This window comes from Streptomyces sp. NBC_00683, from assembly GCF_036226745.1.
Taxonomy (GTDB): domain Bacteria; phylum Actinomycetota; class Actinomycetes; order Streptomycetales; family Streptomycetaceae; genus Streptomyces.
Map to the genome: position 1 here is coordinate 4,275,700 of NZ_CP109013.1, position 24,307 is coordinate 4,300,006.

Annotated in this window: 22 protein-coding genes; 10 read left to right on the forward strand and 12 right to left on the reverse strand. The window is 68.5% G+C overall.

Translation table 11 applies throughout. The features are described 5' to 3' along the window. Window positions 1-55: 55 nt before the first annotated feature. The 4 genes from cydD to hisC all read right to left on the reverse strand — a co-directional run bounded on the left by cydD (window position 56) and on the right by hisC (window position 7,653). Complete coding sequence (gene cydD / locus OG257_RS19165; protein ID WP_329209005.1) at window positions 56-3,646, reverse strand: thiol reductant ABC exporter subunit CydD; 3,591 nt, start codon at window positions 3,644-3,646, stop codon at window positions 56-58. A 113-nt stretch (window positions 3,647-3,759) separates the two neighbouring features. Beyond that, complete coding sequence (gene cydB / locus OG257_RS19170) at window positions 3,760-4,761, reverse strand: cytochrome d ubiquinol oxidase subunit II (RefSeq protein ID WP_329209007.1); 1,002 nt, start codon at window positions 4,759-4,761, stop codon at window positions 3,760-3,762. 18 nt (window positions 4,762-4,779) lie between these two features. Further along, window positions 4,780-6,288 carry a cytochrome ubiquinol oxidase subunit I gene (locus OG257_RS19175; RefSeq protein ID WP_329209009.1) on the reverse strand — a complete coding sequence of 503 codons (1,509 nt, stop codon included), beginning with the start codon at window positions 6,286-6,288 and terminating at the stop codon, window positions 4,780-4,782. Window positions 6,289-6,573: 285 nt separating this feature from the next. Next, window positions 6,574-7,653, reverse strand: coding sequence for a histidinol-phosphate transaminase (gene hisC, locus OG257_RS19180; RefSeq protein ID WP_329209011.1), 1,080 nt, complete (start codon window positions 7,651-7,653; stop codon window positions 6,574-6,576). Between the two features lie 403 nt (window positions 7,654-8,056). Between hisC and OG257_RS19185 the strand changes: the two genes are divergently transcribed. The 3 genes from OG257_RS19185 to OG257_RS19195 all read left to right on the forward strand — a co-directional run bounded on the left by OG257_RS19185 (window position 8,057) and on the right by OG257_RS19195 (window position 11,418). Then, window positions 8,057-9,169, forward strand: coding sequence for a LacI family DNA-binding transcriptional regulator (locus OG257_RS19185; RefSeq protein ID WP_329209012.1), 1,113 nt, complete (start codon window positions 8,057-8,059; stop codon window positions 9,167-9,169). Window positions 9,170-9,343: 174 nt separating this feature from the next. Then, window positions 9,344-10,399, forward strand: coding sequence for a metallophosphoesterase (locus OG257_RS19190; RefSeq protein WP_329209013.1), 1,056 nt, complete (start codon window positions 9,344-9,346; stop codon window positions 10,397-10,399). Between the two features lie 182 nt (window positions 10,400-10,581). Beyond that, entirely contained in the window at window positions 10,582-11,418 is an 837-nt protein-coding gene (locus OG257_RS19195; RefSeq protein WP_329209015.1) for a hypothetical protein, read from the forward strand. A gap of 132 nt (window positions 11,419-11,550) precedes the next feature. Here the strand turns inward: OG257_RS19195 and OG257_RS19200 are convergent, their stop codons facing one another. Beyond that, on the reverse strand, window positions 11,551-11,907 hold the full coding sequence (locus OG257_RS19200) for a DUF805 domain-containing protein (RefSeq protein WP_329209016.1): 357 nt from the start codon (window positions 11,905-11,907) through the stop codon (window positions 11,551-11,553). A gap of 319 nt (window positions 11,908-12,226) precedes the next feature. After that, entirely contained in the window at window positions 12,227-14,059 is a 1,833-nt protein-coding gene (gene thiC, locus OG257_RS19205) for a phosphomethylpyrimidine synthase ThiC (protein WP_329209017.1), read from the reverse strand. 197 nt (window positions 14,060-14,256) lie between these two features. On the opposite strand from thiC, the gene OG257_RS19210 reads away from it, so the two are divergent. Then, on the forward strand, window positions 14,257-15,612 hold the full coding sequence (locus OG257_RS19210) for a YibE/F family protein (protein WP_329209019.1): 1,356 nt from the start codon (window positions 14,257-14,259) through the stop codon (window positions 15,610-15,612). A 57-nt stretch (window positions 15,613-15,669) separates the two neighbouring features. Here OG257_RS19210 and OG257_RS19215 read toward each other — a convergent pair whose 3' ends face one another. The 4 genes from OG257_RS19215 to OG257_RS19230 all read right to left on the reverse strand — a co-directional run bounded on the left by OG257_RS19215 (window position 15,670) and on the right by OG257_RS19230 (window position 17,927). Next, window positions 15,670-16,107: an SsgA family sporulation/cell division regulator gene (locus OG257_RS19215; RefSeq protein WP_329209020.1), complete on the reverse strand. Its 438-nt coding sequence runs from the start codon at window positions 16,105-16,107 to the stop codon at window positions 15,670-15,672. A 101-nt stretch (window positions 16,108-16,208) separates the two neighbouring features. After that, window positions 16,209-16,979: an IclR family transcriptional regulator gene (locus tag OG257_RS19220; protein WP_329209022.1), complete on the reverse strand. Its 771-nt coding sequence runs from the start codon at window positions 16,977-16,979 to the stop codon at window positions 16,209-16,211. A gap of 290 nt (window positions 16,980-17,269) precedes the next feature. Further along, a complete protein-coding gene (locus OG257_RS19225) occupies window positions 17,270-17,482 on the reverse strand; it encodes a DUF5326 family protein (RefSeq protein WP_329209024.1) in 213 nt (70 codons plus the stop codon). A gap of 127 nt (window positions 17,483-17,609) precedes the next feature. Then, complete coding sequence (locus OG257_RS19230) at window positions 17,610-17,927, reverse strand: cupin domain-containing protein (RefSeq protein ID WP_329209026.1); 318 nt, start codon at window positions 17,925-17,927, stop codon at window positions 17,610-17,612. Between the two features lie 78 nt (window positions 17,928-18,005). Here OG257_RS19230 and OG257_RS19235 point away from each other — a divergent pair, with 78 nt between their 5' ends. The 5 genes from OG257_RS19235 to OG257_RS19255 all read left to right on the forward strand — a co-directional run bounded on the left by OG257_RS19235 (window position 18,006) and on the right by OG257_RS19255 (window position 21,878). After that, window positions 18,006-18,383 (forward strand): phage holin family protein, encoded by a 378-nt coding sequence (locus tag OG257_RS19235; protein WP_329209028.1) that lies wholly within the window; start codon window positions 18,006-18,008, stop codon window positions 18,381-18,383. A 66-nt stretch (window positions 18,384-18,449) separates the two neighbouring features. Further along, a complete protein-coding gene (locus tag OG257_RS19240; protein ID WP_329209030.1) occupies window positions 18,450-19,574 on the forward strand; it encodes a cystathionine gamma-lyase in 1,125 nt (374 codons plus the stop codon). 284 nt (window positions 19,575-19,858) lie between these two features. Beyond that, window positions 19,859-20,752: a LysR family transcriptional regulator gene (locus OG257_RS19245; protein WP_329209032.1), complete on the forward strand. Its 894-nt coding sequence runs from the start codon at window positions 19,859-19,861 to the stop codon at window positions 20,750-20,752. A gap of 52 nt (window positions 20,753-20,804) precedes the next feature. Continuing rightward, window positions 20,805-21,284: an NUDIX hydrolase gene (locus OG257_RS19250; RefSeq protein ID WP_329209034.1), complete on the forward strand. Its 480-nt coding sequence runs from the start codon at window positions 20,805-20,807 to the stop codon at window positions 21,282-21,284. A gap of 108 nt (window positions 21,285-21,392) precedes the next feature. After that, a complete protein-coding gene (locus OG257_RS19255) occupies window positions 21,393-21,878 on the forward strand; it encodes a DUF2269 domain-containing protein (RefSeq protein ID WP_329209036.1) in 486 nt (161 codons plus the stop codon). Between the two features lie 79 nt (window positions 21,879-21,957). Here OG257_RS19255 and OG257_RS19260 read toward each other — a convergent pair whose 3' ends face one another. Then, window positions 21,958-22,380, reverse strand: coding sequence for a GlcG/HbpS family heme-binding protein (locus OG257_RS19260; protein ID WP_329209038.1), 423 nt, complete (start codon window positions 22,378-22,380; stop codon window positions 21,958-21,960). A gap of 99 nt (window positions 22,381-22,479) precedes the next feature. Beyond that, the gene (locus OG257_RS19265; RefSeq protein WP_329209040.1) at window positions 22,480-23,691 is read right to left on the reverse strand and encodes an MFS transporter; all 1,212 of its coding nucleotides are present in this window, start codon (window positions 23,689-23,691) and stop codon (window positions 22,480-22,482) included. 140 nt (window positions 23,692-23,831) lie between these two features. Here OG257_RS19265 and OG257_RS19270 point away from each other — a divergent pair, with 140 nt between their 5' ends. Further along, on the forward strand, window positions 23,832-24,290 hold the full coding sequence (locus OG257_RS19270) for a MarR family winged helix-turn-helix transcriptional regulator (protein WP_329209042.1): 459 nt from the start codon (window positions 23,832-23,834) through the stop codon (window positions 24,288-24,290). The last annotated feature ends 17 nt before the right edge of the window (window positions 24,291-24,307 follow it).

A 24,307-nucleotide genomic window follows, 5' to 3' on the forward strand; every position in this document is an offset into this window, starting at 1 on the left:
AACCGAGCCTAGTTAGTCATGATTCGTCCGGAAAGTCGGCCGCCGTCTCCCGCCGTCACATCCGCACCTCTGCCGGCCGCGCCTCCCGCAGCCGCGCCTCCCGCAGCCGCGCCTCCTCCAGCCGCTCCGGCTCCTGCTCGCGATCCAGCATCCGGCGCAACGGGCCGTCCTGGGCGGCGAGGGCGGCGTACGTTCCCTGCTGCACCACGCGGCCTCCGTCCAGCACCAGGACCTCGTCCACCGCGTCGAGTCCTGCCAGCCGATGGGTGATCAGCACGGTCGTACGTCCCCGGGTGGCGTCCAGCAGATCGGCCGTCAGCGCATCAGCTGTGGCCACATCGAGGTGCTCTGCGGGCTCGTCGAGGACGAGGACGGGAAAGTCCGCAAGGAGTGCACGGGCCAGCGCGAGCCGCTGCCGCTGGCCGCCCGAGAGCCGGGCGCCGTGTTCGCCCACCAGGGTGTCAAGGCCGTCCGGCAGCGCCCGGACCCAGTCCAGCAGCCGCGCCCGGGCGAGCGCGTCCCGCAGCTCGCCGTCCGTGGCGCCGGTGCGCGCCAGCCGGAGGTTCTCGCGGATGGAACTGTCGAAGACATGGGCGTCCTGGGCACACAGCCCGACGAATGTCCGGACCGTGTCCCCGTCCAGCTCGGCCGCCTCGACGCCGCCGAGCCGGTACGTCCCCTCCCGTGCGTCCAGGAAGCGGAGCAGAACCTGGGCGAGCGTCGTCTTTCCCGAGCCGGACGGCCCTACGACAGCCACCCGCTTCCCCGGGAGCAGCGTCAGGTCCACGGAGTGCAGGGCGTCCCGTTCGGCTCCCTCGTAGCGCGCCGACAACGCCCTTACGGAGAGCGGGAAGGGGGAGGCAGGCGCCTCGGCCGGTGCGGCGGGCTCCCGGACCGGCAGGGGGGCGTCGAGCACCTCGTAGACCCGCTCGGCGCTCTGCTTGACCCGGTGGCGGTACTGCACGGCGAGCGGCAGCCCTGCCACGGCCTCGAACGCTGCCAGCGGGGTGAGGACGACGACGGCGAGCTCCACCCCGGCCAGCCGTCCGTCGAGCACCGCAGGAACGGCGACGAGTGCGGCACCGACGACGGTGAGGCCGCAGATCAGCGCGGAGAGTCCGCCGCCGAGTGCGGTCGCGGTCGCGGCGCGCGAGGCGATCCGGGTGAGTGTGCCGTCGGCCGCGCGCAACTGACTCCTGCGGGAGGGCAGCGCACCGGCGACGGTCAGCTCCGCCGTTCCGCCGAGCAGATCGGTGATCCTGGTGGCCAGCACGGCCCGGGCCGGAGCCAGTTGGCGTTCCGCGTGCCGGGCGCAGGCCCCGCTGACCAGCGGCACGCCCACGCCGGCAAGGAGCAGGCCGACGGCCAGGACGGCGCCGGCCTCCGGGAGAAGCCAGCCGGTGAAGCCGACAGCGCCGGCCCCGACCGCGAGCGCGGTTCCTGCGGGCAGCAGCCAGCGCAGCCAGTAGTCCTGCAACGCGTCCACGTCGGAGACCAGCCGGGACAGCAGGTCGCCGCGCCGTGTCGTACGCAGGCCGGCCGGGGCGATGCGTTCGAGCCCTCGGTACACGGCGACCCTGAGCTCGGCGAGCATCCTGAGCACCGCGTCGTGGGACACCAGCCGCTCGGCATAGCGAAATACGGCCCGGCCGATACCGAAGGCCCGGGTCGCGGTGACCGCGACCATCAGATAGAGCACCGGGGGCTGCTCCGACGCACGCGAGATCAGCCAGCCGGAGACAGCCATGAGGCCGACGGACGAGCCCACGGCGAGGCTGCCCAGCAGCAGCGCGAGACCCAGCTTCCTGTGCTGGGCACCGGCGGCCTCCCTGACCCTGCCGAGCACCCGGCCGCCGGTCCTCGGGGCGGTGTCCTTGAGCAGTTCGGGGTCGCCCCCGTACATCGGCCCACCGGGAGCCCCGGCCGCCGGGTCGTCAAGCCCGTTGGCCCCGTCCAGCCCGTCCGCCCCGCTCGGGCCCGCCACCGCCGACCGTACGATGTCCGCCCCGGCCGCCCGCGGCTCCAGCGCCACCACCCGGTCCGCGACCGAGAGCAGCGCGGGGCGGTGCACGACCAGCAGCACCGTGCGCCCCGCCGCCAGCCTCCGTACCGCGTCGACGATGCCCGCTTCCGTCTCACCGTCCAGGCTCGCGGTCGGCTCGTCGAGCAGCAGCAGCGGCCGGTCGGCAAGGAACGCCCGTGCCAGTGCGAGCCGTTGGCGCTGGCCGGCGGAGAGCCCGGCACCGTCCTCACCCAGCGGTGTCCGCACCCCGTCCGGCAGGCCGGCCACGAAGTCGTGCGCCCCCGCGTCCCGCAGCGCCGCCGTGACCGCGTCGTCGTCCGCGTCCGGACGCGCCAGCCGTACGTTCTCCGCGATCGTTCCGGCGAAGAGATGAGGACGCTGCGGGACCCACGCGATCTGCTCGCGCCAGCGTTCGGGGGAGAGGTCGGACAGGTCGGTCCCGCCGACCCGTACCCGCCCCTCGTCGGGCACGGCGAACCCCAGCACCACGTTCAGGAGCGTGGACTTGCCCACCCCGCTGGGGCCGACCAGGGCGACGGTCTCCCCCTGCTCCACCACCAGGGACACGGCATCCAGCGAGGGTTCGGCACGGCCCCGGTGCCGGACCGTCACATGCTCCAGTTCCAGCCGCAACGAGGGCGGAACATCCTGGGCGCCCACGGGCCGGGGTTCGGTCTCCAGCACCGCGAAGATCTCCTCGGCGGCCGAGAGCCCTTCTGCTGCGGCGTGGTACTGAGCACCCACCTGCCGGATCGGCAGGAAGGCCTCGGGCGCCAGGATGAGGACCACCAGGCCGGTGTAGAGGTCGAGTTCCCCGTGGACGAGGCGCATCCCGACCGTCACGGCGACCAGCGCCACGGAGAGCGTCGCCAGCAGCTCCAGCGCGAACGAAGACAGGAAGGCGATCCGCAGCGTCTTCAGCGTGGCCATGCGGTACTGCGAGGTGATGGTGCGAATCGACTCGGCCTGCGCCTTGGCGCGGCCGAAGACCTTCAGCGTCGGCAGCCCCGCGACGACATCGAGGAAGTGCCCGGACAGCCGCGACAGCAGCCGCCACTGACGGTCCATGCGGGACTGGGTGGCCCAGCCGATGAGGATCATGAAGAGGGGGATGAGTGGCAGTGTCACCACGATGATCGCGGCCGAGACCCAGTCCTCCGTGACGATCCGGGCCAGAACCGCCACCGGAACCACGACCGCGAGTCCCAGCTGCGGGAGATAGCGCGAGAAGTAGTCGTCGAGCGCGTCGACACCCCGGGTGGCGAGAGCCACCAGCGAACCGGTGCGCTGTCCGCTCAGCCAGTCCGGACCCAGGGCTGCCGCCCGCTCCATGAGCCTGCCGCGCAGTTCGGACTTGACCGCGGCGCTCGCCCGGTACTCGGCCAGCTCGGTCAGCCAGGCCACCAGCGCCCGGCCCAGCGCGACCGCGGCGAGCAGCAGCAGTGGTGTGCGGAGTCCGGAAACGGTCAGCCCGTCCTCGAATCCGCCCACCACCACTTCGGCGACAAGCATGGCCTGGGCGATCACCAGGGCTGCGCCGACCAGTCCGAGTGCCACCACGGCCGCCAGGAACAGACGGGTGGCGCGGGCGTACCGAAGCAGACGCGGATCGATCGGTTTCACGTGAAACAGCTCCCCAGTGAGCTCATGCCAGTCGTTCGACGCAGCACCTGTTGACGCAGCGTCTGTGCCTTTCGGCAGTCGGCAGTCGGCTTCGGCCTGCCACCTGCCGCCCGTCAGTGCGGATCGGCGATGTGCTGCGTGCCGATGCGCTTGCGGAACACCCAGTACGTCCAGCCCTGGTACAGCAGCACCACCGGAGTCGCGACCGCGGCACACCAGGTCATGATCTTGAGCGTGTACGGGGACGAAGAGGCGTTGGTCACCGTCAGGTTCCAGGCGTCGTTCAGCGAGGACGGCATGACGTTCGGGAAGAGCGTCAGGAAGAGCATGGTGACGGCGGCCGCGATGGTCAGTCCCGAGAGCGCGAACGACCAGCCCTCCCGTCCCCTCGCGATGGCCCCGATCGCGCCGGTCAGTGAAACCGCGGCGACAATCAGCGCCCCCAGGCTCCAGCTGTCGCCGTTGTCCGCCTGGGTCCAGATGAGGAAGCCCAGGGCGAGTACCGCGGCAGCCGGACCGAGTCCGAGCGCCAGCTTGCGCGCCCGCTCCCGGATGTCCCCGACGGTCTTCAGCGCGGCGAACACGGCGCCGTGGAAGGTGAAGAGGAACAGCGTGACCAGCCCGCCGAGGATCGCGTAAGGGTTGAGCAGGTCCCAGAAGTTACCGACGTACTCCATGTCGGCGTCGATCTTCACGCCCCGGACGATGTTCCCGAAGGCCACACCCCAGAGCACCGACGGGATCAGGGAGGTCCAGAAGATCGCGTGCTCCCAGTTGGTCTGCCACCGTTCCTCCGGCCGCTTCGCCCGGTACTCGAAGGCCACGCCGCGCACGATCAGGCAGACCAGGATGATCAGCAGCGGCAGGTAGAAGCCGGAGAACAGCGTGGCGTACCACTCGGGAAAGGCGGCGAAGGTCGCGCCGCCCGCACTGAGCAGCCACACCTCGTTCCCGTCCCAGACGGGCCCGATCGTGTTGATCAGTACGCGCCGTTCCTTGCGGTCACGGGCGAGCAGCTTGGTCAGTACGCCGATTCCGAAGTCGAATCCCTCCAGGAAGAAGTACCCCGTCCAGAGGACGGCGATGAGCACGAACCAGACGTCGTGGAGTTCCATCTCTCAGCTCCGCTGCTCTCAGTAGGAGAAGGCCATGGGCCTGTCGGCGTCCTGGTCATGGCCGCCGATCCTGGTGGGCGGATTGAGGTCGGCCTCCGTGAGCTCCGGCGGTCCGGCCTTGACGTACTTCAGGAGGAGCCTGACCTCGATCACGGCGAGCACCGCGTAGAGCGCCGTGAAGACGATCATCGAGGTGAGCACCTCCCCCTGCGAGACACCGGGGGAGACCGCGTCACGGGTCTGGAACACGCCGTACACCACCCACGGCTGGCGGCCCATCTCCGTGAAGATCCAGCCCCAGGAGTTGGCGATCAGCGGGAAGAGCATGGTCCACAGGGCGACGACCCAGTAGAGCCGGGTGAGCTTCGGGCTCAGTGCCTTGTTCTTGAAGAGCACCAGATGCGGCACCTCGTCCTCACCGGTCCGCAGGGCCGGCGGCAGCATGAACCTCTTCCGCGTCAGCCACAGCCCCAGCAGTCCGAGCCCGAAGGACGCCATGCCGAAGCCGATCATCCAGCGGAAGCTCCAGAAGGCCACGGGGATGTTCGGCCGGTAGTCACCGGGCCCGAACTTCTCCTGCTCCGCCTTGTTGATGTCGTTGATGCCGGGGACGTACGAGGTGAAACTGTCGTCCGCGAGGAAGGACAGTATTCCGGGGATCGAGACCTCTACGGTGTTGTGCCCCTTGGCGACGTCGCCCACCGCGAAGAGCGAGAAGGGCGCGCCGTGCTCCCCCTCCCACAGGGCTTCCGCCGCGGCCATCTTCATCGGCTGCTGCTTGAACATCACCTTGCCGAGCAGGTCACCGCTGACCGCGGTGAGCAGGCCGGCGACCACGACCGTGACCAGTCCGAGGCGCAGCGATGTCCGCATCACCCGGATGTGCTTCTTGCGCGCGAGGTGGAAGGCGGAGATGCCGACCATGAACGCGCCGCCGACGAGGAACGCCGCCGTGATGGTGTGGAAGAACTGGGTGAGCGCGGTGTTCTGGGTGAGCACGTGCCAGAAGTCCGTGAGCTCGGCACGGCCCCGTTCCTCGTTGATCCGGTAGCCGACCGGGTGCTGCATCCAGGAGTTGGCCGCCAGGATGAAGAACGTCGAGAGGATCGTTCCGATGGAGACCATCCAGATGCAGGCGAGATGGATCTTCTTCGGCAGTTTGTCCCAGCCGAAGATCCACAGCCCGATGAAGGTGGACTCGAAGAAGAACGCGATCAGCGCCTCGAAGGCGAGCGGCGCACCGAAGACGTCACCGACGAACCGCGAGTAGTCGGACCAGTTCATGCCGAACTGGAATTCCTGGACGATGCCCGTGACCACACCCATGGCGATGTTGATCAGGAAGAGCTTGCCCCAGAACTTCGTGGCCCTGAGGTACTTCTCGTTGTCCGTGCGCACCCAGGCGGTCTGCAGGCCGGCCGTGAGGGCGGCGAGGGAGATCGTCAGTGGGACGAACAGGAAGTGGTAGACGGTGGTGATGCCGAACTGCCATCGCGCCAGAGTCTCTGGCGCCAGAGCTAGGTTCACGCCCTTTTCTCCTTACGTCGCCGTGATCACAGCCGCAGCTTGCCCCACCAATCCCACCGATCACGGGATGAAACGGGGCGCGCTTGTGAACGCGTTCACATTCACAAGCAATTATGGCGCACACATCTTCGAAGCCATCGCGCGGGGGGTGCTTTCCGGCCGACCGGACCGAGCCACCGATACCGGACACCGCGTCCATGCCCGTCCGGGCGCTCAGCACAGTGGCCCCGGACCTCGTCGAACGAGGTCCGGGGCCACCGGCACGCAGGCGGTCGAGCCGCCCTCCTACTGCTCCTTGTGGAACGACTCCGCCACCTTCAGGAACACGTCGTTGGCCTCGGTCTCACCGATCGTGACCCGCACACCCTCACCCGCGAACGGCCTGACCATCACACCCGCCCGCTCGCACACCGCGGCGAATTCGAGCGTACGGTCCCCGAGCCGGAGCCAGACGAAGTTGGCCTGGGACTCGGGCACGGTCCAGCCCTGCTTCACCAGGCCCTCGTACACCCGGGTGCGCTCGCCGACCAGCGACCCGACCCGGCCCAGCAGTTCGTCCTCCGCCCGCAGCGAGGCCACCGCGGCGTCCTGGGCGACCTGGCTCACACCGAAGGGGACAGCGGTCTTGCGCAGGGCGGCAGCCACCGGCTCGTGCGCCACCGCGAAGCCGACCCGCAGACCCGCCAGGCCGTAGGCCTTGGAGAAGGTCCGCAGCACCGCCACATTGGGCCTGTCCCGGTAGATCTCGATGCCGTCCGGCACGTCGGCGTCCCGGATGAACTCCTTGTACGCCTCGTCGAGCACCACCAGCACATCGCCCGGCACCCGGTCCAGGAAGCGCTCCAGCTCCGCCCTGCGCACCACGGTGCCGGTCGGATTGTTCGGGTTGCAGACGAAGATCATCCGGGTGCGGTCGGTGATCGCCCCCGCCATCGCGTCGAGATCGTGCACCTCGCCGTCGGTGAGCGGCACCTTGACCGAGGTCGCACCGCTGACCTGGGTGATGATCGGATAGGCCTCGAAGGAACGCCACGCGTAGATGACCTCGTCACCCGGGCCGGAAGTGGCCTGGAGCAACTGCTGGGCCACTCCGACCGAGCCGGTACCGGTGGCCAGATGGGAGACCGGCACACCGAACCGGTCGGCCAGCTCGTTCATCAGGCCGGTGCAGGCCATGTCCGGGTACCGGTTGAAGTTCGCGGCGGCGCCGAGTGCGGACTCCATGACCCCCGGCAGCGGCGGATACGGGTTCTCGTTGGAGGACAGCTTGAAAGCAACCGGTCCGTCGGCAGCCGCCGGCTTGCCCGGCACATAGGCAGGCACACCATCCAGCTCGGCACGCAGCTTGGGGCTCGTCTCGCTCACCGCAGGTCCTCCTCGACCATCCGTACACATCAATACTGCTCACCTTAAGAGGATTCGACGTCCCTGCGAATGGCCTGACCGGAGAATCGTCCGCTGTGCCGGAAAGGACCGTTAATGCCCGACGGAACGACGAGCCCTCCGGGGGGAGCGCCGCGCCCCATGGCGCGCGCCGGTGGCTCACTCCGTAGCGCGCATCACTCGAACAGGTGAGTTGAGACCTCTTCGAGACATGAACCAATTAGCAGGCCTATGTACACCGACACATGACACATTGGCCTCCAACCTGCCAACACCCTTGATTTACAAGGCATTTAATGCCTCATGATCATGCAGAAACGTGCCTGTCAACGTACGCATATGCGACCGGCCCAACCCACCGCCGGAGCCCTACTATCGGCTCGCCATGACAGCAGCAGGGAAGCACCAGGTGAGCCGGACAGAGACGCCCCGGCGCAGCGGCCGACAGGGACGGGCGGGGATCCGGGATGTAGCCGCCGCGGCCGGAGTCTCCATCACGACCGTCTCCGACGCGCTCAACGGCAAGGGCAGGCTCCCGGACGCCACCCGCCGACATGTCCGCGAGGTCGCCGAGCGGCTGGGCTACCGCCCGTCCGCCGCGGCCCGCACCCTCCGTACCGGCAGGTCGGGGCTCATCGGCCTCACCGTGACCACGTACGGGGACGAACCCTTCACCTTCACCGAGTTCGCCTACTTCGCGGAGATGGCCAGAGCCGCCACATCGGCGGCGCTCGCCCGCGGCTACGCCCTGGTCATCCTCCCCGCCACCTCGCGCCACGACGTCTGGTCGAACGTCGCCCTGGACGGCACCGTCGTCATCGACCCCTCCGACCAGGACCCGGTGGTCACCGAACTCGTGCGGCAGGGCCTGCCTGTCGTGTCGGACGGACGGCCGGCCGGCACGCTGCCGGTCACCGCCTGGGTCGACAACGATCACCGGGCAGCCGTACTCGACCTCCTCGACCACCTGGCCGCCGCCGGAGCCCGCCGCATCGGGCTTCTGACCGGCACGACCACCGACACCTACACCAGCCTCTCGACCACCGCCTACCTCCACTGGTGCGAGCGGGTGGGCCAGGACCCGGTCTACGAGTCCTATCCGGCCCACGACCCCTGTGCGGGCGCCGTGGCGGCAGACCGGCTCCTCGCCCGCCCGGACCGGCCCGACGCCGTCTACGGCCTCTTCGACCCCAATGGGACCGATCTGCTCGCCGCCGCCCGCCGCTACGGCCTGCGGGTCCCCGAGGACCTGCTGGTGGTCTGCTGCAGCGAGTCCACCGTGTACGCGGCGACCGATCCCCCCATCACGACGCTCTCGCTGAAGCCGCGGAGAATCGGCACGGCTGTCGTCCAGCTCCTCATCGACGCCATCGAGGGCGTCGAGCACGACGGACCGCTGGAGCAGGTGATACCGACGGAACTGATCGTCCGGACGTCCTCGCAGCGGCGTCCGCCGCGCACCACGGTCAGCCCGCCGCGCTCCCCCGCCGGGGACTGATCGGATTAATCCGGACCAAACGGTCGGTGAACCATGCGTGCACTCGGATTCACCACCCCTGGTGCGTCCCAGAGCACGATCCGCATTCCTATGATGGGCGCACGACACCGCGGACCACCTCTACCAGGCAGGGCCCGTCAGGTGTACGGCGGCGCGACGGTGGTGGAGGGGTCGATGACTCAGGGGGCCGGTCAGGAACCCGTGGTGCGGACAGCGACGTTGCGTGACTTCCGCGTACCGCCGTATGCGCAGGCGCCGATGCCTTCGCCGTTGCCGCATCCCGGCAACGCCGTCATCGGCGACGAGCCGGAGGGGTACACCCCCACGGCGCGCGATCTTCCCGTGATCAACCGCGGCGACACCGTCCAGGTGCAGGCCGTTCCCCAGCCCCGGCCGGCCTCCGGCACGGGACGGGGGCCCCTCTACGTCGTCGGCGACGTCCACGGCTACCTGGACGAGCTCCTTGCCGCCCTCGGCCGGCAGGGCCTCATCGACTCCGAGGGCCGGTGGTCCGCCGGCAACGCCAGACTGTGGTTCCTCGGCGACTTCACCGACCGGGGCCCGGACGGTATCGGCGTGATCGATCTCGTCATGCGGCTCTCGGCCGAGGCCGCGGCGGCCGGCGGGTACTGCAAGGCCCTCATGGGCAATCACGAACTGCTGCTCCTCGGTGCCAAGAGGTTCGGCGACACCCCGGTGAACTCCGGTGCGGGTACCGCGACCTTCCAGGCGGCCTGGCTGCTCAACGGCGGCCAGAAGACCGACATGGAGCGGCTCCAGGACGTCCATCTGCAGTGGATGGCCCGGCTCGACGCGGTCGTCGAGGAGGACGGGCACCTGCTGATGCACTCCGACACGACGGCCTACCTCGACTACGGCTCCACCATCGAGGACGTCAACGACACGGTGCACGCCATTCTCACGCGCAACGACGCCGATGAGTGCTGGGACCTCTTCCGCAAGCTCACCAAGCGGTTCGCCTTCCGCGACGAGGGCGGCTCGCAGGCCGTTCGCGAGCTGATGTCGACGTACGGCGGACAGCGCGTCGTGCATGGTCACAGCCCCATCCCGTACCTGCTCGGCGAGGTCGGATCCGAGGACGGCGAAGACAGCGCCCGCCCCGTGGTGGACGGTCCGCACGTGTACGCGGACGGGCTTGCCATCGCCATGGACGGCGGAGTGACCATGGCCGGAAAGCTACTGGTTGTCCAACTTCCCCTGAATGACTGACGGCTGTCGGGGAAGACGCACCCACGACCTGACAACGCCGACGACTGGGCCTATTTCCGGAAACCCCCTGTCAACCCGTGCCGTGGTCGCTCTACCATCGGCGTATCAGTAGCAGGCTCTCCTCCGTTTCCGCCCGATTGCCCTGCCCAGGCGGTCGATCAGGCCCTACGGAGCATCGGGGGATGCACATGAAAAGCGCTCCGCACCTGCTGGCCGAGGACCGACCCGAGTACGAGCGGATCCTTGCCGACTCTCTGCGCCACGCTCACGAACGCCCGGATCTGGACGGTGTGGGGGACCGGCTCAACGCGGAACAACTGCGGACGATGGCGCTGAACGCCACCGCTCTGATCACCGCAGCCGCCGCGACCGAGTACGACCACTACGTGAAGGTCCGCGGCGAACTGCGAGGACCGGCCGACGCGTCGGGCCCCGAATCCGCCCTCGGGTCAGCCCTCGGACCGGCCCCGGACGAAACAGACGGGGCCGGCGCGGGAACCCTTGCCGTCATCGCCGCGCTGGCCCCTGTGCTCGCCGGCTCCGCCGCCCTCATATTCCTGCTGGTCGGCTATCTCCTGAAGGCGGTCAGCCCGTCCTTGGCGTTCGGCGGCACTCTGGTCGCCGCCGGATGGTTCTTCGCGGCGGTCGCCGCCGCGGCCATCCTGGTCGCCGCGGTCGGGCTCCTCCTCACCGCACTGCGGAACGGAGCCACCGCGCTGCCGGCGATGGACGACGAGCAGGAGTTGCCCGAGGACGTGGCACGCGCCAGGGAAGCCTGGCGCCACGCACTGCTGGAGCGCGGCATCCTGCCCTTCCTGCGGGACGCCCTGGCCGACCCGACCGCGGGGCCTGCCTCACGGACCCCACACCGCTCGGCGAACCGCATCCCGAAGATCGGCTACAGCAGACCGGACTTCTCCGGCCCGCAGGACGGCCCCTCGGCCGGACCGCGTCCGTCGTTCACCAGCCCCGACTTCACCAGTCCCGACTTCGGCGGCCCCGAGCACCAGCCCGAGTGATCCCGGTCGCGATCCGGCACCACGGTGGCCCTTTCGCGTTTCCGGCACGGCGAAGGCCGGGGCAGCTCGCTGCTGCACCCGGCCTCCGCGTTGTTCTGTGCGCGGTGCTCCGACCCGGTCGGAGCGCCCCCGTCAGACTCCCTGGGGAGCCAGCTTGGGGTTCGCGCCGTACTCGTTGGCCTCGTGCGCGCCCTCGGAGCACATGAAGACGAGCAGGATGATGCCGCCCACGAGCGGGACGAACGAGATCAGGAACCACCAGCCCGAACGGCCCGTGTCGTGCAGCCGGCGGACGACGACGGCGAGCGAGGGGATGATCACAGCGAGGATGTAGATGATGTACGGGATCTGGGTGTCGATGGCAGCACCGATACCGAGCAGGACCCCGGCGATGATGACGTTGAAGAGCGCGAACATCCAGTACTCCTTGCGGCGCGCACGACCGCTGAAGCCCGCGTAGTTCTTGAGTACGTTCAGGTACCAGCTCACTGTGTTTCCCTCCCCTGGCGCCCCCGGTCGGGGCGCACACCTTTTCGGCCAAGCACAGCGGAAGGTAAGGCACAGATAAGGAAGCGGTCAAGCCAGGACATGTCCCTGCCGAAACGTACATAGACCTGCCACGTTTCCGTGTCCCTTCCGTCGCCGAACTGCCTCTGTAATCAGGCGATCGGAGGACTCATCACGTGAAACCAGCTATTGCTCATACTCTTCGGGTTCAATGCGGACAATCTGATGAACAGCCAGGCGGCGCCGCCCCGGGCACGCAACACCCAGGACAGCGCCGTGACTTCCGGCGATTCCGCCGCCGTCAGTCCGCCAGCGGCAGGTACACGCGGTTGCCGCTCGCGGCGAACTCCTTGGACTTCTCCAGCATCCCCGCCTCGATCTCCTCTTCCGAAGCCGAGGGGAGCAGGTGGTCGGGGGCGAACTGCTCCGTGATGCTCCTGCTGATCTTCATCGAACAGAACTTCGGGCCGCACATGGAGCAGAAGTGCGCCGTCTTCGCCGGCTCGGCCGGGAGCGTCTCGTCGTGGAACTCCCGCGCCGTGTCCGGGTCGAGCGCCAGGTTGAACTGGTCCTCCCAGCGGAATTCGAACCGGGCGTCCGACAGCGCGTCGTCCCACTCCTGCGCCCCGGGGTGCCCCTTGGCGAGATCCGCCGCGTGCGCGGCGATCTTGTAGGTGATCACGCCGGTCTTCACGTCGTCCCTGTTCGGCAGCCCCAGGTGCTCCTTGGGCGTGACGTAGCAGAGCATCGCCGTCCCCCACCAGGCGATCATCGCCGCACCGATACCCGAGGTGATGTGGTCGTACGCCGGGGCGACATCGGTGGTCAGCGGGCCGAGCGTGTAGAACGGCGCCTCCTCGCAGATCTCCTGCTGGAGGTCGATGTTCTCCTTGATCTTGTGCATCGGGACATGGCCCGGGCCCTCGATCATCGTCTGGACGCCGAACCGCTTGGCGACGGTGTTCAGTTCGCCGAGCGTGCGCAGTTCGGCGAACTGCGCCTCGTCGTTGGCGTCGGCGATGGAGCCGGGGCGCAGTCCGTCACCGAGCGAGTAGGTCACGTCGTAGGCCGCGAGGATCTCGCAGAGCTCCTCGAAGTGTTCGTAGAGGAACGACTCCTTGTGGTGCGCGAGGCACCAGGCCGCCATGATCGAGCCGCCGCGGGAGACGATGCCGGTCTTGCGGCGGGCCGTCAGCGGGACGTACGGCAGCCGGACCCCGGCGTGCACCGTCATGTAGTCGACGCCCTGTTCGGCCTGCTCGATGACGGTGTCCTTGTACATCTCCCAGGTCAGCTCCTCGGCCCGGCCGTCCACCTTCTCGAGGGCCTGGTAGAGCGGAACGGTGCCGATCGGCACGGGGGAGTTGCGCAGGACCCACTCACGCGTGGTGTGGATGTTGCGGCCGGTGGACAGGTCCATGACCGTGTCGGCGCCCCACTTGGTCGCCCAGGTCATCTTGTCCACCTCCTCCTCGATGGAGGAGGTCACCGCGGAGTTGCCGATGTTGGCGTTGACCTTCACCAGGAACCGCTTGCCGATGATCATCGGCTCGATCTCCGGGTGGTTGACGTTGGCCGGCAGTACGGCCCGCCCCGCCGCGATCTCCTCGCGCACCACCTCGGGCGCCACGTTCTCCCGGATCGCGACGTACTCCATCTCCGGAGTGATCTCGCCGCGGCGGGCGTACGCGAGCTGTGTCACCGGCTGCCCGTCGCGGCTGCGGCGGGGCTGGCGGGGGCGGCCGGGGAAGACCGCGTCGAGGTTGCGCAGACCGCCGCGCGGCGATGTGTGCTTGAGCCCGTCGTCCTCGGGGCGTGCGGGGCGGCCCGCGTACTCCTCGGTGTCGCCGCGCGAGATGATCCAGTTCTCCCGCAGGGGCGTGAGCCCGCGGCGGACATCGGTCTCGGTGGTGGGATCGGTGTACGGCCCCGACGTGTCGTAGAGCGTCACGTCCTTGCCGTTGGTGAGGTGCACCTGACGGACCGGCACCCGGAGGTCCGGGCGCGAGCCCTGGACGTACCCCTTGTGCCAGCCGATGGACTTCCCGGCCTCGCTGTTCGCCGCGTTCTGCGCATTCTGGGTGTTCTGCGCATTCTGCTTCGAGGCAGGCGTGCGTGCGTCCGCTGTGGTCATGAGACCTACTCCCTACGCCGGCATTACCCGGTAACAGGTTCGGCGGTCGGCGCAGCGTGTCCCGTACGGATGTACGGAGGTCAGCGCCCTCTCAGCCCGGTGCTCCGAGCTCCCGCGTGTGCAAATGTGCCTCCACGCTAGCCTCCCTCCTGGCGTGCTGGCCAGAGGGCCTCTCCCGTTCTTGGGATGATCTCCCGGTGACGTCCTCCCCGAGCGCCCCCGAACCGCACGGCCCCGAGTCCGGCAGCACGCAGAGCCATGCGCCGGGCCACACCCACAGCCATGGCCCCGCCGCGCCCGTGTCCAAGCACCTGCGCAAGGTCATCGCCGCCGTGCTGATCCCGTTCGCCGCCGCGGTCCTGGTCGGTCTCGTGGCCTTCTGGCCGGGCGGCGCGCCCTCCCACGAGCGCACGGGTGTCGGTTTCGACCGGCAGACCCAGCAGGGCAAGGTGGTGGAGATCGCCAGGGTGGACTGCGCGGACGTGAACGCCGCGCAGGTGCCGCCGACCGGCGACACCTCGACGCCTTCGGGGCGTGAGGCGGTCAACGAGCAGTCGGGGCTGTGCAAGAAGGCCACGATCGAGGTGACGAGCGGCAAGGACAAGGGCCGTACTTTCGTCGAGATCATCCAGCCCGACTCGACCAGGCAACTGAAGGACCGCCAGGGGGTGGTGGTGGCGTACGCGCCCGACGCGCCCCGTGATCTGCAGTACTCGGTGACCGACGTGGACCGCACGTTCCCGATGGCCCTGCTCGCCGGGATCTTCGCCCTCGCGGTGATCGTGGTGGGCAGGCTGCGCGGGCTGATGGCGCTCATCGCGCTCGCGGTCTCGTTCGCCGTGCTGACGCTCTTCATCCTCCCGGCGATCCTGCAGGGTTCGAATCCGCTCGTCGTCGCGGTGATCGGGGCCAGCGCCATCATGCTGATCGCCCTCTACATGTGCCACGGGCTGACCGCGCGCACCTCCGTGGCCGTCATCGGCACACTCGTCTCGCTGCTGCTGATCGGGCTGCTGGGCTCGCTCTTCATCGGCTGGGCGAGCCTGAGCGGCAACACCGATGACAACACCGGTCTGATCCACGGGCTGTTCCCGGACATCGACATGAGCGGCCTGCTGCTGGCCGGTGTGATCATCGGCTCGCTCGGCGTTCTCGACGACGTGACCGTCACCCAGACGTCGGCGGTCTGGGAACTGCACCAGGCAGACCCGACGATGGGCGTACGGCGGCTCTACCGGGCGGGCATCAGGATCGGGCGCGACCACATCGCCTCGGTCGTCAACACGCTCGTACTCGCCTACGCGGGCGCCGCGCTGCCCCTGTTGCTGCTCTTCTCCATCGCCCAGAGCAGCGTGGGAACGGTGGCCACCAGCGAATTGGTCGCGATGGAGATCGTCCGGACCCTGGTCGGATCGATCGGGCTGGTCGCCTCGGTGCCGGTGACGACGGTGCTCGCGGCCCTGGTGGTCTCCGCGGACCGCACGGGGCTCGGCGCGGAAGCCGGAGCTCCTGCCCCCGTACGGACCGGGAGGGGCCGACGCCGTAAGGCGTGAGCGCGAACGCCGGGCCCATGTGGCACCGGTGTTGCCTGTTCAGCGTGTGGTCCCTGTTCAGCCGGCGTTCTGTTCCTTGGCGAGGATGCGGCCCAGCGCCTCTTCCAGATTGCCGTCGAAGTCACCCAGCGTGTGCTCCTGTCCGAGTGGCACCAGCTTGTCCGTCCGGTCGAGAAATGCCACAAGAGGCGCCGTGCCGGCGCGGAAGAGCGCACGGTCCGTGCCGACCTGGAGCCGGATGTGTACGTCCGAGAGCCCCTCGGGTTCGGTCGGGCCGATGTGCACATCGCCGTCGCCGCTCGGGTTGTTGAGACCGTCGAGCAGCAGCTCACGGCCGAAGGCCCAGGTGACGGGGGCGTCACCTGGCAGGTGGAAGGTCATCCGGATCGCGTACGGATCGCCCACTTCATACCGGAGCTCCACCGGAATACGGAACGAAAGCTCCTCGGAGACGAGGAAGCTCATCATGACCTCTGCTTGAACCGACTCGCGCATCGTTCAACCCCGCAGTAGATGAATCTGGCCAGGAATGATCCCCCATGGCCCTATTGACGCCATCGTGGTGCACGCGATAGCAGATCACAAGGAGTGATTTTTCAGATACTGATAGAGAACACGAACGAGCGCAAGAGGCTGGTCACTTCACAGCGTAGTTGTTCGACTGCGGGGAGCAACCGTTCCTCTTGGTCCAGAGGCAGTGAAATGGCCATGGCCGCAACGGCGGTTCCCACCGTGATCGGGATGGCCGCGCAGACCGTTCCCAGCGCGTATTCCTGTCGTTCAATGACAGGTTCCGTACGGTTCATTGATCTCATCCGGTCGAGAAACGCCGGACGATCCCTGACGGAGTAGCGCGTCAGTGGTTGCACTGGGTGACGGTCCAGATGGTCCTCGCGCGCCCTCTCGTCGAGCTGGCTCAACAGACACTGGCCGAGAGCATGTGCATGGCCGGTCTCACGGAAGGCGGCCCACTCCTCGACGGCGGGGAAGTCGGGCGTATCGGCCACCGCGACGAGGTCGATCTCCCCATCCCGGTAGACAGCGCAGTACACGGGCGCCCCGATGACATCGGCCCAGTGCGCGAGCGATTCGATGATCACACCACGACGGGGTGCGGGCGCCCGGCCTCCGACGAGGCGCTCGGCAGCGGCACCGAACAGGAAGACACCGTTCTCCCTGCGGAGGTAGCCCTCATGAGTCAGGGTGCGCAACAGGTGGTAGGCAGTAGGAAGAGGAAGCCCCGCTTCCCGGGCGAGCTGCTTCGCCGGCGCCCCTTCCCTATGGGTGCCCACAGCCTCCAGCAGTCTCAACGCCCGCTGAACCGAACCGATCAACGTCGGGACAGCGGTACTCGATGCCGTGGTCAAAGGTCACCCCCAGGCATGGTGACGGGCATTCAGCCCTCCCGCGGGGGCCGCCCCCACGGGCCCGCCGCGAGCCGGGGGTCCGGAGACCGGACGGTCGCACAAACCACTGGTCAGGACGATGACGGGCAGTCATTTCCCAGCCGACGGCAGCGGTCTGCCACTGTATCGGCACCGCCCGTCACGAGTGAGGTTTCATCCTGGACTTAGCTCAGCTGGGCTAATCGCCGCACCTGTGGCCGGGCTCCCGTCCCTCACGCGCCCGGCTGCGCGGCACCCGGCCCCGCTCGCGCCTACCAGTCGCTGCGGGAGGAGGAGGACGCCATGAACTTCCGCACGACGAAGATCAGACCGCCCACCAGGACGACGAAGACCAGCGCCTTGAACAGCAGACCGATCACGAAGCCGACCACGCTGGCGATGAGGCCACCGAACACGACGATCGCGATGAGAGGCACCGCGACCCACTTCACCCACCAGGGCATCCCCGCGAAAATCTCCCGCACCGCCATCGTCCTTACCTCGTCTCTGTGAGTTCCTGCTTCGATGCTAGAGGCGTGGGGGTGGCCGGTGGGGGCCCGGGAGCCCTTGAAGTCCCCTGACCGATCCCCTAGGGAACCCCGAGGTGCCGGCTCAGCTCTCCGGCGGAGAGAAGACCACCATCACCCTGAGGTCCTCGGTGATGTGGTGGAACTTGTGGGCCGTACCGGCGGGAACGTACACGACGCTCCCCCTGCCCACCTGTGTGGTCTCCATGCCGACGGTGATCGCGGCGCGGCCGCTCACGACGAAGTAGACCTCGTCCTGCTTGTGCGGCTTCTGGGGGTCGAGTTCGCCGGCGTCCAGTGCGTACAGGCCGACGGACATGTTGCGTTCCCGGATGAACTGCAGGTAGGCACCCTCGTTGGCGGCCCGCTCCGCCTCCAGCTCGTCCAGTCTGAATGCCTTCATCGCCTGTCCGCCCCTTGCATCTGTTCTCGTCCGTTCTGCCGGTGTCCGGCACGGATCTTGTCTGCCACGATCAGACACATGAAGAATTTCGTAGTCAAGACGATCGCCAACGCGGGTGCACTGGCCGTGGCCATCTGGCTGCTCCAGGACATCACGCTCACCGGCGAAGACACCGGGCCCAAGGTGCTGACCCTCATAGTGGTCGCGCTGCTCTTCGGCCTGGTCAACTTTGTCGTCAAGCCGGTGGTGCAGCTGCTCACGCTGCCGTTGTTCATTCTCACCCTCGGGCTGGTCACCCTGGTGGTCAACGCCCTGATGCTGATGCTTACCTCGTGGCTGGCCGGTGTCTTCGACCTGAGCTTCCACGTCGACGGCTTCTGGACCGCCGTCCTCGGCGGCCTCATCATCTCGGTCGTGTCCTGGGCACTCAACGTCGTGCTGCCCGACAACGACTGATCTGCCCGTTACTGAAAGAGTGCGGACAGGACCGGTGGGACACCGGGGAGAGAAACGAGGAAACAGATGAGCACCACGGGCGACGGGACACGCGCCGTACGAGCGGGACTGCCCGAGCCGCAGCAGTACGAACCCACGCTGCCCGGCCCCGTCTTCGCCGCCCACTTCCATCTGTCGGGCGAGCCCGTCGGCCCCTACACCTACGGCCGCGAGACGAACCCGACGTGGACCCTTCTGGAGCGGGCCATCAGCGAGCTGGAGGCACCGGGGGAGACGGTCGAGACCACGGTCTTCGCCTCCGGAATGGCGGCCGTGTCAGCCGTGCTGCTGTCCCAGGCGCGCACCGGTGACATCGTCGTGCTCCCCGATGACGGCTACCAGGCGCTCCCCCTGGTGCGGGAGCAACTGGAGGCATTCGGCGTCGAGGTGCGGACCGCGCCCACTGCGGACGACGCCCAGCTGGAAGTCCTCGAGGGGGCGAAGCTGCTGTGGATCGAGACCCCGTCCAACCCGGGGCTCGATGTCTGCGACATCCGCCGGCTCGTCACGGCGGCACACGCGGCGGGTGCTCTGGTCGCGGTCGACAACACGCTGGCCACCTCCCTCGGCCAGCGCCCCCTGGAGCTGGGCGCGGACTTCTCGGTCGCCAGTGACACGAAGGGTCTGACCGGGCACGGCGACATCCTGCTCGGCCACGTGACCTGCCGGGATCCGCAGCTGTCCGCGGGCGTACGGCGCTGGCGCAAGGTCGTCGGCGCGATTCCCGGCCCCATGGAGGCCTGGCTCGCGCACCGCTCACTGGCCACGCTGCAACTGCGGATCGACCGGCAGTGCACCACCGCGCTGGCCCTGGCCGAGGCGCTGGCCGAGCGGTCGGAAGTGACAGGGCTGCGCTACCCCGGACTGCCCACCGACGCCTCCTATCCGAAGGCCGTGCGGCAGATGCGGCGCTTCGGCTCCGTGGTCTCGTTCACGCTGGCCGACAAGGAGACGGCCGAACGCTTCCTGGCCGGGCTGCGTCTGGTCGACGACGCGACGAGTTTCGGCGGAGTGCGCTCCACGGCCGAACGCCGGGCGCGCTGGGGCGGCGACGCCGTCCCGGAAGGTTTCATCCGTTTCTCGGTCGGGGCCGAGGACCCTGCCGATCTCCTGGCCGATGTGGAGCGCGCGCTCGACGAGGCCGCTCGCTGACAAGCAGCGGGACACCGACCGAGGGCGCTCCGCGGTCCGGCAGGACCGGCCCGGGACGGGCGTCCCCGTCCACCTGACCGGTCCTGCTCGGGACGAGTGGTCCGAGCCTCCCCCCTCTTGGCTCGGACCACTCCGGTTCCTTGAACGAAGAACCGCTTGCACAAGGCTAATTGACTCTGCGTCAGTGTCCAATCACAGTAGCGACAGCTGCCTATCGACATATTTATAGTTGTGCGGGCCGACGGTGCGGTTCCGGAGCGTCGCGAGGGTGGGAGATACAAGCCATGGACCTGGCCCTGTTACGCACATTCGTCATGGTGCACCGGGCCGGATCCTTCACGCGGGCCGCCGCACTGCTCGGGCTGTCCCAGCCCGCCGTCACCTCGCAGATACGCACGCTGGAGCGTCAGCTGGGCCGCCCGCTCTTTCTGCGCGGGGCCCGCGGCGTCACCCCGACCACGATCGGCGACGAGCTCGCACACCGGGCCTCGCCCCATCTGGACGCACTGGTCGAGATCACCGCCGGTCTCGACGAGGAGCCGGGGGTGCGCACCCTCCATCTGGCCGGTCCCCCGGAGTTCACCGCCGTACGCGCGCTTCCCGCGCTCACTCCGCTGATCTCCCAGGGCCTCGCACTGCGCAGCACGTTCAACGGCAATGCCGAGGACACGCTGGAAGGACTGGCTGCCGGACACCACGACCTGGCCATCACGACCGCTCGTCCACGCGGAGGACTGTTCACGTCGACGACCCTCTGCGACGAGGAGCACGTCCTGGTCGCGGCGCCGCGCTGGGCCGGGCGGCTGGGGCCCGGAACACTGCGGCACAAGGGCTCAGTGGTCCTGGAGCAGCTTCCGGTGGTCGAGGTGCACGAGAGCCTCCCCCTGGTCTCCCGGTACTGGGCCGCCGTGTTCGACAGCAGACCCGCCGCTTCCGCAACGGTGATCGCGCCGGATCTGCGCGCGGTCCTGCAGTGCGCGGCTGCGGGCGCCGGCCTCGCCGTGCTGCCTCGCTATCTCTGCGAGGACGCGCTGGAAAGGGGCGAGGTCGTGGCTCTGCTCGATCCGCCCGTACCGCCGCTGCGGACGTACTTCCTGGCCGTGCGGACCGGCACACTGGCCCTCCCGCACATTGCGCGGGCGCACGAGTGCCTGGTGCGTGCAGCCGTGGACTGGTGACCGGTCGGCCTGTAGGAGTTTCAGATCGCGTTTCATGGGCCACTCTCTTGCCATGACCGAACGTCCTGTGGTCAAGCGCACCGCACGCGCCGTCCTGCTCGACGGCGATGACCTCATCCTCATCAAGCGCACCAAGCCGGGGGTGGATCCGTACTGGGTCACGCCCGGTGGCGGTGTCGAGCCCGAGGACGCCACCGTCGTCGACGCCCTGCACCGCGAGGTCGACGAAGAGCTCGGCGCCAAGATTATCGATGTCGTGCCCTGCTTCGTCGATACCGTGGAACACATCGCGGGTGGCGGCGTCAAAGGTGTGAAGGTGCAGCACTTCTTCGTCTGCCGACTGGAATCCATGGATCCGTCACGACGGCACGGCCCTGAGATCGAAGACCCCTGCGGCGAGTACGAGATCGTACGAGTGCCCTTCAGCCGGGTCGGAATCGCAGCCGTGCACCTCGTACCGCTGTCCTTGCGCCACTACCTGGACGGCAACATCGAGGGCGTACGGGCGATGCACGCGCCCGACCTGGGCTGAGAGGCTCCTGCACACCGGCGCCACGGCCGTCTGTACGCCGAGGCCAGTACATGCGGATACTCCCGCCGTCAGATGACCGCTCGCTCCACGCTTGACACCGTGTTTCACGTGAAACCACTCAAGCGCCCTGTTCGCCGGAGCCTCCTCGTCGCCCATGTCGCCGTTTCCGTGAGCTGGCTGGGCCTCACGGTCGGACTGCTGGCCCTCGGCCTCGCCGCGTTCCTCACCGGTGACACCTCGATGACGGAGGCGGCCACCCGTTCCATGAAGGTCTTCGGTGACTGGCTGGTCGTGCCGGTTGCCCTGCTCTCCCTCCTGAGCGGCCTCGTGCTGTCCCTCGGCACCCCTTGGGGCCTGGCGAGGCATCGCTGGGTCTGGACGAAGTTCTGGCTGACCCTTGTCACGGCAGGGCTGTCGATCTTCTCGCTCCGCCCCGGCATCAATGAGGCCGCCGCCCAGGGAGTGGCGGACATCAATCTGGTCATCGCGCCCTCGGTGGCCACGGCCACCTACCTCTTCATCACCGCGATCTCGGTGCTGAAGCCGTGGGGGCCGACCCGGCGGGGCCGGCGCCTGCGCGCCTCGAAGACCTGATGCGCACTTCGGGGGCCCGCGGAACGCGGGCCCCCGAAAGCGGTCGGCAGTGTTGCCGGTCCTCGCGCGGTGGTAACCCTCAGACGAGGGACTCGGCTGCGGCGGTCGCGAACGCGTGGTCCTGCTCGGGTGCGCCGCCACCGACGCCGACAGCACCGATGAGCCGGCCTCCGCGACGGACCGGGACGCCGCCGGCGATGAAGAGCAGCGGGCGGTCGAGTGCGGTCGGCAGCGTGTGGAAGAGGCCGCCGGGCTGGACGGCGTCGACCAGGTCGGCCGTGGGGGCGTTCAGCTGGAGGGCGGTGTACGCCTTGCGGGTGCTGGTCTCTCCGGCGATGAGGACGGCCCGGTCGTCGCGGCGGAAGGCCAGCAGATGACCGCCCGCGTCCAGGACGGTGACAGCGACGGTCACGCCGGCTGCCTCGGCTGAACGACGGGCGGTGTCCACGAGCGCTTCCGCGTCCTGGATGGTCAGCGGTGCGAAGGCGGTGGTGGTGCTCATGGGGGACGGCTCCTTGGTGCGTGGTGCGTGGTGTGTGGTGCGTGGTGCTTTTGGATGTGGCGGGCGGCTGCGGTGCCGGGCCACTGGTGACAGCGGTTGTCAGTGCCTGCCGGCGGCGACGGCGACCGGCTCGGGGGCGTGCTCGGCAACGAGCCGGCTACGGGTGACCGTGCGGCGCTCGAGTGCGCCGGAGACGAGGGCGAGGACCAGTGCCGAAGCCGCAAGAACGGCGCCGACCCAGTTGGGTGCGGTGTATCCGAGCCCGGCAGCGATGACCATTCCGCCGAGCCACGCCGACAGCGCGTTGCCGAGGTTGAAGGCTCCGATGTTCACGGCGGAGGCAAGGGTGGGAGCACCGGCGGCCTGATCGAGAACGCGCTTCTGGAGCGGCGGCACGGTCGCGAAGCCCAGTCCCCCGATGAGGACGATGGTGACGGCGGCAGCGGTCTTGTCGTGGGCGGTCAGCGTGAACAGCGCCAGGACCACGGCGAGAGCGCCGAGCGATACGTACAACAGCGGCATCAGGTGGCGGTCGGCGAACTTGCCGCCGAGCAGATTGCCACCGACCATGCCGAGTCCGAACAGGACGAGCAGCCAGGTGACGGAGGACGGCGAGTAGCCGGCGATCTCGGTCATCATCGGGGTGATGTAGGTGATCGCCGCGAAGACACCGCCGAAGCCCAGAACCGTCATCGCCATGGCGAGCAACACCTGCACATTGCGGAAGGCGGCCAGCTCGTGGCGGATCCTGACACCCCCGGGCCCGGGCTGCTCGGGCACGAGCTTCGCCACGCCGAGAAGGCCGAGGACACCGAGTCCGGCAACGATGAAGAACGTGGTCCGCCAGCCGACACTCTGGCCGATGTAGGTGCCCAGGGGGACTCCGACGACATTGGCGACGGTGAGCCCGGTGAACATCATGGCGATGGCGCCGGCCTTCTTCTCCGGAGCGACCAGGTCGGCGGCAACGACCGATCCGATACCGAAGAACGCTCCGTGGGCGAGCGAGGCGATGACTCGTCCGGCGAGCATCACCCCGAAGACGGGGGCGAGCGCGGACACCACGTTGCCCACGATGAACAGCCCCATCAGGAGCATCAGCATGCGCTTGCGGGTGACCCGGGTGCCCAGCACCGTCATCAGCGGAGCGCCTAGGACCACCCCCAGGGCGTAGCCCGTGACCAGAAAGCCTGCGGTGGGGATCGAGACCTGGAAGTCCGCCGCGACATCGGGGAGCAACCCCATGATCACGAACTCGGTGGTTCCGATACCGAATGCCCCGATGGCGAGGGCGAGGAGCGCGAGCGGCATGGGTTTCACCTTCCCTGAAGATTGCGTCTGCGCCTTACGAGCGTCCACAATAATTGCAGACGCTGGTTAATTGCAAGCGCGGGCTATTGCGTATGTGCCCTATCCTGGGATGCACGCAGCTCCGCACGGAGGAGAGACACATGACCGCGACAGATCCCGCACTGACCGCCCTCTCCCAGGGCTGGTGCGCCCTCTCGCTGCTCCACGGAAAGATCGAGGCCCACATCGAGCGGGCCCTGCAGTCCCGCCACGGCCTCAGCGTGCGTGAGTACTCGCTGCTCGACGTCCTGAGCCGCCAGCACAGCGGTACGGGCGGCCATCTTCAGATGAAGCAGGTGGCCGACGCCGTCGTGCTGAGCCAGAGCGCCACCACCCGACTGGTCACCCGGCTCGAGGACCGCGGCCTGCTGACCCGGTATCTCTGCGACACGGACCGGCGAGGCATCTACACCGATGTCACCGAAGCCGGACTGACGCTGCTCGGCGAGGCCCGGCCGACCAACGACACCGCTCTGCGGGCCGCCCTGGACGAGGCTGCGAAGAACCCGGAGCTCGCTCCGCTGGTCAGGACCGTCGAAGCCCTCAAGGTCCCCGCCTGAGCGGGCGAGTTGCGTAG

Excerpts from the sequence above, each read along its gene's own strand:
- cydB (WP_329209007.1), bottom strand. The coding sequence starts at position 4,761 with ATGGAACTCCACGACGTCTGGTTCGTGCTCATCGCCGTCCTCTGGACG.
- OG257_RS19185 (WP_329209012.1), top strand. The coding sequence starts at position 8,057 with ATGACAGCAGCAGGGAAGCACCAGGTGAGCCGGACAGAGACGCCCCGG.
- OG257_RS19190 (WP_329209013.1), top strand. The coding sequence starts at position 9,344 with ATGACTCAGGGGGCCGGTCAGGAACCCGTGGTGCGGACAGCGACGTTG.
- OG257_RS19195 (WP_329209015.1), top strand. The coding sequence starts at position 10,582 with ATGCACATGAAAAGCGCTCCGCACCTGCTGGCCGAGGACCGACCCGAG.
- thiC (WP_329209017.1), bottom strand. The coding sequence starts at position 14,059 with ATGACCACAGCGGACGCACGCACGCCTGCCTCGAAGCAGAATGCGCAG.
- OG257_RS19215 (WP_329209020.1), bottom strand. The coding sequence starts at position 16,107 with ATGCGCGAGTCGGTTCAAGCAGAGGTCATGATGAGCTTCCTCGTCTCC.
- OG257_RS19230 (WP_329209026.1), bottom strand. The coding sequence starts at position 17,927 with ATGAAGGCATTCAGACTGGACGAGCTGGAGGCGGAGCGGGCCGCCAAC.
- OG257_RS19235 (WP_329209028.1), top strand. The coding sequence starts at position 18,006 with ATGAAGAATTTCGTAGTCAAGACGATCGCCAACGCGGGTGCACTGGCC.
- OG257_RS19240 (WP_329209030.1), top strand. The coding sequence starts at position 18,450 with ATGAGCACCACGGGCGACGGGACACGCGCCGTACGAGCGGGACTGCCC.
- OG257_RS19245 (WP_329209032.1), top strand. The coding sequence starts at position 19,859 with ATGGACCTGGCCCTGTTACGCACATTCGTCATGGTGCACCGGGCCGGA.
- OG257_RS19250 (WP_329209034.1), top strand. The coding sequence starts at position 20,805 with ATGACCGAACGTCCTGTGGTCAAGCGCACCGCACGCGCCGTCCTGCTC.
- OG257_RS19260 (WP_329209038.1), bottom strand. The coding sequence starts at position 22,380 with ATGAGCACCACCACCGCCTTCGCACCGCTGACCATCCAGGACGCGGAA.
- OG257_RS19265 (WP_329209040.1), bottom strand. The coding sequence starts at position 23,691 with ATGCCGCTCGCGCTCCTCGCCCTCGCCATCGGGGCATTCGGTATCGGA.
- OG257_RS19270 (WP_329209042.1), top strand. The coding sequence starts at position 23,832 with ATGACCGCGACAGATCCCGCACTGACCGCCCTCTCCCAGGGCTGGTGC.